We start from the raw sequence: 12345 nt of genomic DNA, 5'->3' as shown, positions 1-12345 counted from the left end.
AGGGTGTCTAGCTCAGGGCGATTTTCAATCCGAACAGGGCAATCAGGCCGCCAAAGGCGCGGTCGACCGCCGATTTGAGACGGATATACCCAGCACGCGCGCGCGGCAAGGAAAAGGCGCGCGCGACGATCACATACCACAGGGTTTCATTGATAAAGACCGCGACAAGGATTGCAGCCAGCCACGCGAGCGGCGTACCCGGCGGGATCAACCCCGCAAAGATCGCGCCGAAAAACACCGCCGTCTTGGCATTGGCGGCTGCAGTCAGAAACCCCAGTCGCAACGCCGCGCCGAACCGCATCGGGGTCAGGTCGGTCTCGGGGCCGGAGAGGGGCAGGTCGGCCGTGCGCCACATCTGCACCGCGAGCCAGATCAGGAACCCCGCGCCGACCAGTTTCAGCACAAAAAACAGCGAGGGCAGGATTTGGAAGACCAGCGCCAGACCGGCAATCGCGGCCAGAGCCCACAAGGCCGCGCCTGCGCCAAAGCCGATGGCAAGCCCCGCCGCCGGGCGAAACCCGTGCGCGGCGGCCACCCGCACCGCCACCACGAAAGAGGGGCCGGGGCTCATCGCTGCCAACAGGTGAATCGCGAGGATCGACAGGAACGCCGCAGCGGTCATGGCCGGATCACTTCCGGCCGGTCACCGCGTCGATGTCGGGGGCGTCCACGGCCTTCATACCGACCACGTGATAGCCCGCATCCACGTGCAGGTTCTCGCCCGTCACACCCGAGCCGAGATCGGACAAAAGGTACAGCGCGGATTTGCCCACATCCTCGATGGTCACGTTGCGGCGGAGGGGCGAGTTCAGCTCGTTCCATTTCAGGATATAACGGAAGTCACCGATGCCACTTGCGGCCAGCGTCTTGATCGGACCAGCGGAAATGGCGTTCACGCGGATGTTGTCCTTGCCCAGATCCTCGGCCAGGTACATGACCGACGCTTCCAGTGCGGCCTTGGCCACACCCATCACATTGTAATGCGGCATCACCTGTTCCGCACCGTAATAGGTCAGGGTCAGCGCCGATCCACCGTCTTTCATCAGTTTTTCCGCACGCTGCATCACGGCGGTGAAGGAATAGACCGAGATGTCCATCGTCATCAGGAAGTTGTCCTTCGACGTTTCCACATAACGACCGCGCAGTTCCGATTTGTCCGAGAACCCGATGGCATGCACGATAAAGTCCAGTTTACCCCATTTTTCCTCGATCTCGGCGAAGGCCGCGTCGATCGAGGCCGCGTCAGACACGTCGCAGTCGATCAGGGTTTCGACGCCAAGCTGGGCGGCAAGCGGTTCGACACGTTTCTTGAACGCATCCCCCATATAACTGAATGCCATCTCGGCGCCCGCATCTGCACAGGCTTTTGCGATGCCCCAGGCAATCGACTTGTCATTGGCAAGCCCCATGATGAGGCCGCGCTTGCCTGCCATCAGATTGTTTGACATTCCGTCATCTCCGTCCAAATTCGGTTTGCAGGACGTTTAGGCGATCCGGCAGAGCGCATCAAGTGCGGCAATGACCTCAGGTAAAGGGAAACAAGATGTCAGACAGAACCGGAATTTTTGCAGGCGACGATCCGTTCGCCATTGCCCGTGCGTGGTTGGCCGAAGCCGAGCAGACCGAGATCAACGACCCCAATGCCATCGCCCTGTCGACGGTTGATGCCGACGGGTTGCCCAATGCCCGCATGGTGCTGCTCAAGGATATCGACGACGCCGCCTTTGTGTTCTACACCAACTATGGCAGCGCCAAGGCCCGCGAGATTGAACAGGGCGGCAAGGCGGCCTTTGTCATGCACTGGAAATCGCTGCGCCGGCAGGTGCGGGTGCGCGGGACCGTGACCCGCGAAGAGGGGCCGCAGGCCGATGCCTATTACAACTCGCGCTCGCTCAAAAGCCGCCTTGGTGCCTGGGCCTCGCAGCAGTCACAACCGCTGTCGTCGCGCACCGCGCTGATGGCCGAGGTGGCCAAGGTCACCGCCCAGCAGGGACCGTCGCCGAAACGTCCGCCGTTCTGGGGTGGGTTCCGTATCACGCCGGTCGAAATCGAGTTCTGGGCCGACGGGGCGTTCCGCCTGCATGACCGCTTTGTCTGGCGGCGCGAAAACGTTAACGACACTTGGGAAATCACCCGTCTGAACCCGTGATTTTCACGTAACGTAAATGGCAAACCCCTAAAAAACTTATGGTTTCCCTTGCCGCCACCAGGGAATTAAAGCACAATCTGTTAACTATCATGGGGATGATGTTTACGTAAGGTTAACGTGTTGAGTGAAAACGAAAAAGACAAGGTGCGAGTCGCCGGTGAAGTAAAGTGGTTTGATCCGGTCAAGGGATTTGGCTTTGTGATCGCGGATGACGGGGGACCGGATATCCTGTTGCATGCCAATGTCCTGCGCAATTTCGGGCAAAGCTCGGTTGCGGATTCGGCCAGGATCGAACTGGAGGTGCAGAAGACCGATCGCGGTGTGCAGGCGGTCGAGGTGTTTCGCATTGACGCGCCCGCGGCGGCGCTGTCGGCCACGCTCGAGGATTTCCGCGATCTGGATGAAGAGGCGATGCGCAACGCGCCGCTGGAACCGGCGCGGGTCAAGTGGTTCGACAAGGCCAAGGGGTTCGGGTTCGCCAATATCTTTGGCCGTCCCGAAGACGTGTTTGTTCATATCGAGGTGCTGCGCCGCTCGGGTCTGGCCGATCTGCAACCGGGCGAGGCGCTGGCCTTGCGCGTGATCGAGGGCAAGCGCGGGCGCATGGCGACCGAGGTCTCGGCCTGGGAAAACGCGCTGAAATAGGATGCCATCATGAAAATGAGCCTTCGCGCCGCTGTCCTCCTTGGCGTGGTCTTTGCCTCAACACAGGTCGCGGCAGACACATGCCGCGACGACGCGGTTACGCTGCGGGGCGATTGGGGGCAGGCGCGATTCTCGGTCGAGGTGGCGGATGACAGGCGCGAACGCGCCATTGGTCTGATGAACCGTGACCATATGCCGACCTCGGCCGGAATGCTGTTCGTGTTCGACCGGACCGAACCCGTGTCCTTCTGGATGGAAAATACGCTGATCCCGCTGGACATGCTGTTCATCGCCGAAAATGGCGAGGTGGTGCATATCCATTCCAACGCGCAACCCCTGGACCGCACACCTATCGGCAGCGGTCAGCCCGTGCGCTATGTTCTGGAAATCAACGGCGGTCTGGCCGCGCGCATGGGCATCACCGAGGGCAGTGCGCTGCGCCACCCGTCAATTTTGCAAGAGGGTGCGGTTTGGCCTTGTGACGGCTGAACAATGCCGCTAAACCGCCTGCACGGTCCGGGGCGTAGCGCAGTCTGGTAGCGCACCTGTTTTGGGTACAGGGGGTCGCAAGTTCGAATCTTGCCGTCCCGACCATTTTTCTCTGAAAAGCACGACACGAAGTTGCCAGCTCCGCGTTTGGTGCGGGGCGCTTCTGTGCAAGCGTTTCTGATCTGGACATCGTGCCACTATATATAGTGGTGCAGGCGATCCGGCGGGCAGGCATGACGCCTGGGCCTTGCATTGGGATCGGGAGAACGACTCTTTCCCTGATCCTGTTCCGTCACACGCCCTGCGTATCCGTGCCGTGATTCCCCGAAGAATCACCCTGCCGGTGCCGTATGGTTTGTGATGATTTTTTGGCGAATGCATAGATGTTGTGTGGAGCGCCTGTTTTCCACAATATCTTGTGGATAAGTTCCCGCCTAGCGGGGCAAATCTGGATTTTTGTTGTTTTCCAAAACCTTCCGCCCATTCCCTGAGAGACCACATGCAGATTGCCGATTTCGCACCTGCGGAAAGGAATCAAATCCGCTGCCTAGAGCCGCTTCGGGTCGTTTGCGTCAACCGCAAAAAAGTGGCGGATTTGTAAATAAAAGGTTTGACCCCTTATGGTGTGATACGCCAGATTGTGCGGGCAGATCGGGAAACCCACAACATATAGTGGTTCAGCCTTGATCTGGGCAGGGACGTAAAACTGACACCATCACACGGGCCTATCATCGGGCACGGGCGAGTCCGGACAAAACCACGTTGTCCGGGGCAGGGACGGTTTGTCTCGTGACCAGACAGGCGCCCCGGGGGCATGGGCCGTGCGCAATGACGCACGGATGGGGACTGACTAAAAAACGCGGGACGAGGCGATAATGAAAATCGAAAGAACATTTACAAAAGCAGGGCAGGACGCTTACGCAGACCTGGACTTCGTGACCACCGAGTCCGAAATTCGCAATCCGGATGGCACCATCGTATTCCGTCTGGACGCGGTCGAAGTGCCGTCAAGCTGGAGCCAGGTGGCGAGCGACGTCATTGCACAGAAATATTTCCGCAAGGCGGGTGTGCCCTCGGCGGTCAGGAAAGTGCGTGAAAAAGACGTGCCGGAATTCCTGTGGCGCTCGGTGCCGGCAGAGGGTGCCGAGATCGGCGGCGAAACGAGCGCCAAGCAGGTGTTCGACCGTCTGGCAGGGGCCTGGACATACTGGGGCTGGAAAGGTGGCTATTTCAGCACCGAAGAAGACGCCCGCGCCTATTTCGACGAAATGCGCTATATGTTGGCGACCCAGCGCGCCGCGCCCAACAGCCCGCAATGGTTCAACACCGGTCTGCACTGGGCCTATGGCATCGACGGTCCGGGGCAGGGCCACTATTACGTGGACTACAAGACCGGCAAGCTGACCAAGTCGAAATCGGCCTATGAACACCCGCAGCCCCATGCCTGCTTTATCCAGTCGGTCAAGGATGACCTTGTCGGCGATGGCGGCATTATGGATCTCTGGGTACGCGAAGCGCGCCTGTTCAAATACGGTTCGGGCACTGGCACCAATTTCTCGTCGCTGCGGGCCGATGGTGAATCGCTGTCCGGTGGTGGCAAGTCCTCGGGATTGATGGGCTTCCTCAAGATCGGGGACCGCGCGGCAGGCGCGATCAAGTCGGGCGGCACCACACGTCGCGCGGCCAAGATGGTCATCGTTGATGCGGACCATCCGGATATCGAGGAATACATCAACTGGAAAGTCAAAGAAGAGCAGAAGGTCGCCTCGATCGTGGCAGGCTCGAAAATGCACGAGCAGAAGCTCAACGGCATTTTCGCAGCGATCAAGGCTTGGGATGGCACCGAAACCGATGCCTATGACCCCAAGGTCAATGCAGGTCTGAAGGCGGCGATCCGCGACGCCAAAACCGTTGCCATTCCCGAAACCTATATCAAGCGCGTGCTGGATTACGCCAAGCAGGGCTATGCCAGCATCGAGTTCCCGACCTATGACACCGACTGGGATTCCGAAGCCTATGCCTCTGTGTCGGGCCAGAACTCGAACAACTCGATCCGCGTCACCGATGCCTTCCTGAAGGCGGTCGAAAACGATGCCGACTGGGAGCTGATCCGCCGCACCGACGGCACGGTCGCCAAGACCATCAAGGCGCGCAAGCTGTGGGAAGACGTGGGCCACGCGGCCTGGGCCTGTGCCGACCCCGGCATTCAGTACCACGACACCGTGAACGCCTGGCACACATGCCCCGAAGACGGTGAGATTCGCGGCTCAAATCCTTGTTCCGAATACATGTTCCTGGATGACACGGCTTGTAACCTGGCATCGATGAACCTGTTGACCTTCTACAAGGACGGCGTGTTCCAGGCCGAGGATTACATGCACGCCACGCGCCTGTGGACCATTACGCTGGAAATCTCGGTGACGATGGCCCAGTTCCCGTCCAAGGAAATTGCGCAACTGTCCTATGATTTCCGCACGCTGGGTTTGGGTTACGCCAATATCGGCGGACTGCTGATGAACATGGGTTATGGGTATGACAGCGATGAAGGTCGTGCCCTGACCGGCGCGCTGACCGCGATCATGACCGGTGTGGCCTATGCGACAAGCGCCGAGATGGCGGGCGAGCTGGGCGCGTTTGACGGATACAAGCGCAACGCGGACCATATGCTGCGCGTCATCCGCAACCACCGTCGCGCCGCCTATGGCCAGACCGAAGGCTACGAAGGGCTGGCGGTAAAGCCGGTCGCGCTGGATCACGGCAACTGCCCCGACCACAACCTTGTCGCGCTGGCCAAGTCGGCCTGGGACGAGGCGCTGAGCCTTGGTGAAAAACATGGGTTTAGAAACGCCCAGACCTCGGTCATTGCACCGACCGGCACAATCGGTCTGGTCATGGATTGCGACACGACCGGGATCGAGCCGGACTTTGCGCTGGTCAAGTTCAAGAAACTCGCGGGCGGTGGTTATTTCAAGATCATCAACCGTTCGGTGCCAGCTGCACTGGAAACGCTGGGCTATTCATCGGCCCAGATCGAGGAAATCGTGTCCTACGCGGTGGGCCATGGCACCCTTGGCAACGCGCCGGGCATCAACCACACCTCGCTGGTCGGGCACGGCTTTGGCCAGAACGAGCTGGACAAGATCGAAGCCGCGCTTGGCTCGGCCTTTGACATCCGATTTGTCTTCAACCAATGGACCCTGGGTGAGGAGTTCTGCACCAACGTGCTGGGCATTCCCGCCGAGAAACTGAACGATCCCAGCTTTGACCTGCTGGCGCATCTTGGCTTTTCGCGCCGCGATGTCGAGGCCGCCAACGACCATGTCTGCGGGACAATGACCCTCGAAGGCGCGCCCTTCCTCAAGGAAGAGCATTACGCGATCTTCGATTGCGCCAACCCGTGCGGTAAAAAAGGCAAGCGTTATCTGAGTGTTGACAGCCACATCACCATGATGGCCGCAGCCCAGTCGTTCATCTCGGGTGCGATCTCGAAAACGATCAACATGCCAAACGACGCCACCATCGAGGACTGCCAGAAGGCCTATGAGCTGTCGTGGTCGCTTGGCATCAAGGCCAACGCACTGTACCGCGACGGCTCGAAACTGTCGCAACCGCTGGCCGCCGCGCTGGTCGAGGATGACGAGGACGCCGCCGAGACCCTCGAAACCGGCACGCCGCAGGAAAAGGCACAGGTGCTGGCCGAGAAGGTGATCGAGAAGGTCGTCATCAAGGAAATCGTCAAGCGTCACCGCGAAAAGATGCCGGAACGCCGCAAGGGCTATACCCAGAAGGCGGTTGTCGGCGGGCACAAGGTGTATCTGCGCACCGGCGAATACGGCGACGGCTCGCTGGGCGAAATCTTTATCGACATGCATAAAGAGGGCGCCGGGTTCCGCGCGATGATGAACAACTTTGCCATCGCGGTGTCGGTGGGCCTGCAATACGGCGTGCCGCTCGAAGAATTCGTCGACGCCTTTACCTTCACCAAGTTTGAACCGGCGGGCATGGTGCAGGGAAATGACTCGATCAAGAACGCAACGTCGATCCTTGACTATATTTTCCGCGAACTGGCCGTGTCCTACCTTGACCGGACCGATCTGGCCCATGTGAAACCCGAAGGCGCGAGCTTCGATGATCTGGGCCGTGGCGAGGAAGAGGGTGTCTCTAACGTCAAGGAACTGTCCGAAACCGCAGCGACCCGCTCGCTCGAGGTGCTCAAACAGATTTCCTCGACAGGCTATCTGCGCAAGCGCGTTCCGCAGGAATTGGTCGTGATGAACGGCGGCAATGCGGGCGGTGTCGACCTTGGCAGCAGCGATCCTGTCGCCACCCTGCAAACCCTTGTGCCGGAAACGGCGGGCGGTGCAGGCGTGGCCACCATCGCCGCCACCACCACCACTGCGGTGGCCTCGGGCACGGTCAGCATGGACGCGCGCACCAAGGCCAAGATGCAGGGCTACGAGGGTGATCCCTGTGGGGATTGCGGCAACTATACGCTGGTACGCAACGGCACCTGCATGAAGTGCAATACCTGCGGCGCGACCAGCGGGTGTAGCTGAATTCCGCCCCGTAAGGGGTTGGATTTAAGGGGAAGTTTGATAGGAATTTCCCGCAAGAGAATCAGGATGTGACCTGTCATATCCTTCAAGACACGGAGCGGGTGCGCTCGCTCCGACACGACGCTCAGGCCGCAGGCAAAAACCACGGGCGGTATCAATGAGTGAGCCTGAGCGGCGAAACTGGGGGGCCTTCGCGCCCCCCATTTTTCTTATTATGCGGGATCAGGACGGATCGGGCGAGGCCATGTCGCCGGTGAGGTCGAGATCCTGTTCCAGTTGCTGGATGATCGCGCCGGCCTTGTCGGGCGCGTGCTGCCACCATCCCGAGTCGAGAATGGCCTGTCGAATCTCCTCGGGAAAGCGGTATCCAACCACTTTCGCGGGCGATCCAACGGCGATGGCAAACGCCGGAATATCCTTGTTTACGAACGAGTTGGCGCCCACAACGCATCCATGTCCCAGATGCACGCCCCGCCGGATGACCGAGTCGACCCCGATCCAGACATCGGAGTCGATCACACAGGCACCACGGGTCAGGATGTCATAGCCTTCGGTGTAGAACATGCTGGCGGTGGAGACGCGTTTCAGGTCATGTTCACCGTTGCCGATGGAGACAAAATTGCCGATCGACACATAGCGCCCGATCCGCGCCCGCGTCACAAAGCAGTGCAGGCCGATATAGGAATGCGCCCCGATCGTGGTGTCGTCGCTGACATGGCTGCCGCGCCCGATTTTCACATCGGGATACCGTCTGCGCATTCTGAATTGTCTGAGCATTTCCGGCTCCGTCCTGCATGTTTGAATCCGCTCTAAGTCGTTTTGGCGCGGAATTGAACCGGAAACCTGTGTGGCAGGCGGCAGGATTGGGGGCGCTGCCCCCAAACCCCCGAGGTATTTAGTCCAAGAAAAAGGGCCTAGCCGCGTGGCAGATGGATGGTGAAACGTGCCCGAAGCGCCGTGTCGAGGTCCGGGTCCAATTGCGCGGCCGAAGGGCGAGAAAGAATGTCCTCTTTGCGCGCGATGGCCTTGCGGTTCAGGTCAGGCTTGCCGATCTCGGCCCATTCCTTGGGTGAGGTTCGGTCTCCAAGAGACGGATAGACATAGTCTTTTTCCATCCGGGCTAGGGTCTCGGACGTGCCGAGGTAATGGCCCGGCCCGCCCAGGCAGACCTCGCGCATCTGGTCGAGGGCCAGCGTGGTATCGTCGACCTCGATCCCACGCAACACGCGCAGGGCGTGACCGATCATGTCGTCGCCCAGGATCAGCGATTCATGGCAGAATCCCAGAAGCGACGCGTGCATGCCGACGGATTCATAAACCATGTTCAGGCCCGCCACCCCGGCCAGCACATTGGAACACATCTGTTCCCAGCCGGCCTGCATGTCGGGCAGTTTGGCATCGGTCATGCCCGCCGCCGCGCCACCGGGCAGGCCATAAAAGGCGTGCATCTGCGCGCAGCCCGCCGTCAGCAGTGCCTGTTCACCCGAGCCGCCGGTCATCGCCCCGCTGCGCAGATCAAGGCCAAAGGGCCAGGTGCCGAAGATCGCCGGATGGCCCGGTTTCACCGCGTTCACGTAGACCAGCCCGGCCAGGCATTCGGCCACGGCCTGCACGATGGCACCCGCGATGGTCGAGGGGGCAGTGGCCCCGGCCATGCCCGCCGACAACAAAAGCACCGGCATGCCGCCGGCGATGCAGCGTTCCATCACCTCGCAGGATTCGGTGGCGAATTTCAGCGGCGGGACCACGAAACAGTTGGAGTTGCTGACAAAGGGGCGCGCCCGCCAGCGGTCTTCGCCCCCCGCGATCATGTGCAGCATCTCCAGCGCGTCGCCCACGAAGTCGGGTTCCGTGAAGGAGGTGCCGATATGTTTGGTGGTGCCTGATACGGTGGCGTAGATGGTATTGAGGTCCATTTCGCGATTATCGGTAATATCGCGGCACACCATGGGGCGTTGCAGGAAATGCACATTGTCCAGCACATCCACGATGCGCGCCGCATCATGCAGATCCTGCACGGTCGAGTCGCGGTAATTGCGGCCTTCGACATCGACCATGTTCACGGCTGCGCCCGCCGTGCCGAAATGCACGCGTGTGCCGTTCAGGTGCAGATCATGGCGCGAGTCACGACCGCAGAGCGTGATATCGCGGCAGGCCATGGCCAGCGCGTCTTCAACCACGGCGCGGGGAAAGCGGATGCGCCCGTCATCACCGGCAATACAGCCTGCATTGACGAGGTAGGCGACCCCGCTGGGGGGCGCATCGCAAAGGCCGATGGTTTCCAGCGCCTCGAGCGCGGCATCGTGGATCCGGGCAATCTGGCTGTCCGAGAGGGGTTTGTACTGGCCGCCGGACATGCCGGCCCGCACCGAGCGGGCCTCTGCGTCAACGGGGGCGGCGCGGGCCGCGCGGCGGGCGGCGCGTCCGCCAGAACGGCGGGAAGGGATCGCGTTCATATGGGGTCATTTCCTGTTTCAATGCCTGGTCTTGGGTGAGGTCAGACGTTGAAACAGGGGCGCCCGCGCGCGGCACGACCGCGTTCCGCACCGATGGTCATGATGACCAGTTGAATTTTGCTGCGCATGGCTTGCACGGCGTTACCTCCTGTCATGAGGCAATCATGGGCCGCTCAATACAGGATAATCTGCGCCGTTCGCGACATTATGTCGCTTTTGGGCCGTCAGGGGCCTTTTTCAGGCGATTTCCGCCGCAAAGGTGCAGAGACGACGCAGGGCTTCGGCAAAGGCATCGTCGTCCACGGTCATGGCGACACGGACGTGCCCGGCGGCCGATCTGCCAAAGCTTTCGCCCGGCATGACCGCGATCAGTTCCGCATCCAGCAGGCGGTTGGCAAAGTCTTCTCCGCTGAGCCCCGTGGCGCGGATATCCAGCATGATATACATCGCCCCCTGCGCCGGGATCAGACCGACGGTGTTCTGGTTCTCCAGAATGTCCCGGGCGATCTCGCGGCGACGGCGGAAGGGGGCGGCGATCTTCTCTTCGAGGTCTGGGCCCTGATTCAGGGCGAAATCGGCGGCATCCTGAATGAAACCGGCCACGCCATAGGTGGTGTGCGTGGCGAGGTTGATCAGGTGTGAAATTGCCTCTTCCGGCCCGCAGATCCAGCCGACACGGCTGCCGGTCATGGCGTGGGATTTGGACATCGACCCGACCACCAGCGTGCGTTCGGCCATGCCGGGCAGGGCGCGGGGCGACAGGTGGGTGCCCTCCCAGACCTGCGTGTCATAGACCTCGTCCGAGATGAGCCAGAGATCATGGTCCCTGCAGACCTGAGCCACCCCTTCAAGGGTGTCGCGGCCATAGACTGTTCCGGTGGGGTTGTTTGGCGTGTTGATCAAGAGCGAAGCCGCGCCGTCCTTGGCTGCTGTCGCGATATCTTCGGCGCGGGGCTGAAATGCGTCTTCGGCATGGGTTTGCACGGGCTTTGCAACGGCCCCGATGCTGCGGATGACCCCCGGGTAGGTCGCGTAATAGGGATCCAGGAACAGCGCGGTGTCACCTTCGTTGCAGGTCGCGAGATGGGCCGCGAAGAGGGCTGCCTGACCGCCGGGCGTGATCAGGATATTGTTGGCCGTGGTGGGCACACCGGATTGCGCCTCGATCCGGCGGGCCACGTTTTCGCGCAGGCTCTGGATGCCGGGCACCATGGCATAGCCTGTATGGCCTGAACGGGCGGCGCGGTCCATCGCGGCGAGGATCACCGGATCGGTGCGAATATCATGTTCGCCGATGGTCAGTTCGATCACCGGTTGCCCCTCGGCCACCATGCGGCGCGCCTTGTAGAACACGTCCCAACCGTCCGACCCGCCGCCGGTGATGTGGGTGATCCGATGGGAAAGCTGCATGGGTCTGCTCCTGTGCTGCGGGGTCTGGCCTTTGGAAATGGCCGATATCCTGCGCGCGCGTCAAATGGAATTCGGGGGTCTGGAAATCTTTCGAATGGCATTCGGAGTGGTTCGCCGGATTACCTGAGGGAGGACGGGGTTGCCGCGAATGTCATCAGGTGGTCAGAGGTCCGAGGGCCGGTCGCCCAACAGATACCGCGGGCCTGTTCCACGGCTGCGCGCGCGGTCCTGGGGGTTGTAGAGCGCACAGGTCTTCAGCGACAGGCAGCCGCATCCGATACAGCCGTCGAGCTTGTCACGCAGAGCGGTCATGCGTGCGATGCGTGCATCAAGGTCGCGCCGAAAGCGGGTCGAGATCCGTTCCCAGTCGCGCTTGGTCGGGGTGCGCCCCTCGGGCAGGCCCTGCAGGGCGCTGCGGATCTCGGGCAGGGTAAAGCCAAGGCCCTGCGCGATCATCACGAAAGACAGGCGCCGGATGTCCGAGCGGTCAAAGCGCCGCTGCCCACCGGCATTGCGCAGCGGAAACACCAGTTGCTGGTCCTCATAAAAACGGATCGCCGAAGGGGCCAGCCCCGTGCGGTCGGACACCTCGCCGATTGTCAGCCCGCCTTTGGTAAGTCGATTGTCAGGCATGGGAAAA

11 protein-coding genes and 1 tRNA gene are annotated in these 12345 nt (G+C 61.1%); 6 read left to right on the top strand and 6 right to left on the bottom strand.

What is annotated here, in order from left to right:
- Positions 1-7: 7 nt before the first annotated feature.
- Positions 8-622: a LysE family translocator gene (locus WNE31_RS07230; RefSeq protein WP_349979045.1), complete on the bottom strand. Its 615-nt coding sequence runs from the start codon at positions 620-622 to the stop codon at positions 8-10.
- A gap of 7 nt (positions 623-629) precedes the next feature.
- Positions 630-1448, bottom strand: a complete 819-nt coding sequence (gene fabI / locus WNE31_RS07225; protein WP_349979043.1) for an enoyl-ACP reductase FabI — start codon at positions 1446-1448, stop codon at positions 630-632.
- Positions 1449-1543: 95 nt separating this feature from the next.
- Between fabI and pdxH the strand changes: the two genes are divergently transcribed.
- The 5 genes from pdxH to WNE31_RS07200 all read left to right on the top strand — a co-directional run bounded on the left by pdxH (position 1544) and on the right by WNE31_RS07200 (position 7839).
- Positions 1544-2149 carry a pyridoxamine 5'-phosphate oxidase gene (gene pdxH / locus WNE31_RS07220; RefSeq protein WP_349979042.1) on the top strand — a complete coding sequence of 202 codons (606 nt, stop codon included), beginning with the start codon at positions 1544-1546 and terminating at the stop codon, positions 2147-2149.
- A 120-nt stretch (positions 2150-2269) separates the two neighbouring features.
- Positions 2270-2794, top strand: coding sequence for a cold-shock protein (locus WNE31_RS07215; protein ID WP_349979041.1), 525 nt, complete (start codon positions 2270-2272; stop codon positions 2792-2794).
- A gap of 9 nt (positions 2795-2803) precedes the next feature.
- Positions 2804-3283 (top strand): DUF192 domain-containing protein, encoded by a 480-nt coding sequence (locus WNE31_RS07210; protein ID WP_349979040.1) that lies wholly within the window; start codon positions 2804-2806, stop codon positions 3281-3283.
- Positions 3284-3311: 28 nt separating this feature from the next.
- A tRNA-Pro gene (locus WNE31_RS07205) sits at positions 3312-3388 on the top strand.
- Between the two features lie 770 nt (positions 3389-4158).
- Positions 4159-7839, top strand: a complete 3681-nt coding sequence (locus WNE31_RS07200) for a vitamin B12-dependent ribonucleotide reductase (RefSeq protein WP_349979039.1) — start codon at positions 4159-4161, stop codon at positions 7837-7839.
- Between the two features lie 222 nt (positions 7840-8061).
- Here WNE31_RS07200 and WNE31_RS07195 read toward each other — a convergent pair whose 3' ends face one another.
- The 3 genes from WNE31_RS07195 to WNE31_RS07185 form a co-directional block, all read right to left on the bottom strand.
- Positions 8062-8598 (bottom strand): CatB-related O-acetyltransferase, encoded by a 537-nt coding sequence (locus WNE31_RS07195; RefSeq protein WP_349979038.1) that lies wholly within the window; start codon positions 8596-8598, stop codon positions 8062-8064.
- Positions 8599-8753: 155 nt separating this feature from the next.
- Positions 8754-10295, bottom strand: a complete 1542-nt coding sequence (locus tag WNE31_RS07190) for a trimethylamine methyltransferase family protein (protein WP_349979037.1) — start codon at positions 10293-10295, stop codon at positions 8754-8756.
- A 237-nt stretch (positions 10296-10532) separates the two neighbouring features.
- Entirely contained in the window at positions 10533-11705 is a 1173-nt protein-coding gene (locus tag WNE31_RS07185; RefSeq protein WP_349979036.1) for a pyridoxal phosphate-dependent aminotransferase, read from the bottom strand.
- Between WNE31_RS07185 and WNE31_RS07180 the strand changes: the two genes are divergently transcribed.
- Positions 11704-11832 carry a hypothetical protein gene (locus tag WNE31_RS07180; protein ID WP_349979035.1) on the top strand — a complete coding sequence of 43 codons (129 nt, stop codon included), beginning with the start codon at positions 11704-11706 and terminating at the stop codon, positions 11830-11832. The two genes, WNE31_RS07185 and WNE31_RS07180, sit on opposite strands and share 2 nt — an antisense overlap.
- A gap of 35 nt (positions 11833-11867) precedes the next feature.
- Here WNE31_RS07180 and soxR read toward each other — a convergent pair whose 3' ends face one another.
- Positions 11868-12338 (bottom strand): redox-sensitive transcriptional activator SoxR, encoded by a 471-nt coding sequence (soxR, locus tag WNE31_RS07175; protein WP_349979034.1) that lies wholly within the window; start codon positions 12336-12338, stop codon positions 11868-11870.
- Positions 12339-12345 lie beyond the last annotated feature (7 nt).

Source organism: Shimia fortis (genome assembly GCF_040225985.1).
Lineage (GTDB): Bacteria > Pseudomonadota > Alphaproteobacteria > Rhodobacterales > Rhodobacteraceae > Shimia.
Note: the sequence above shows the minus strand (reverse complement) of the source record. Positions and strands in the feature narration are given on the sequence as shown.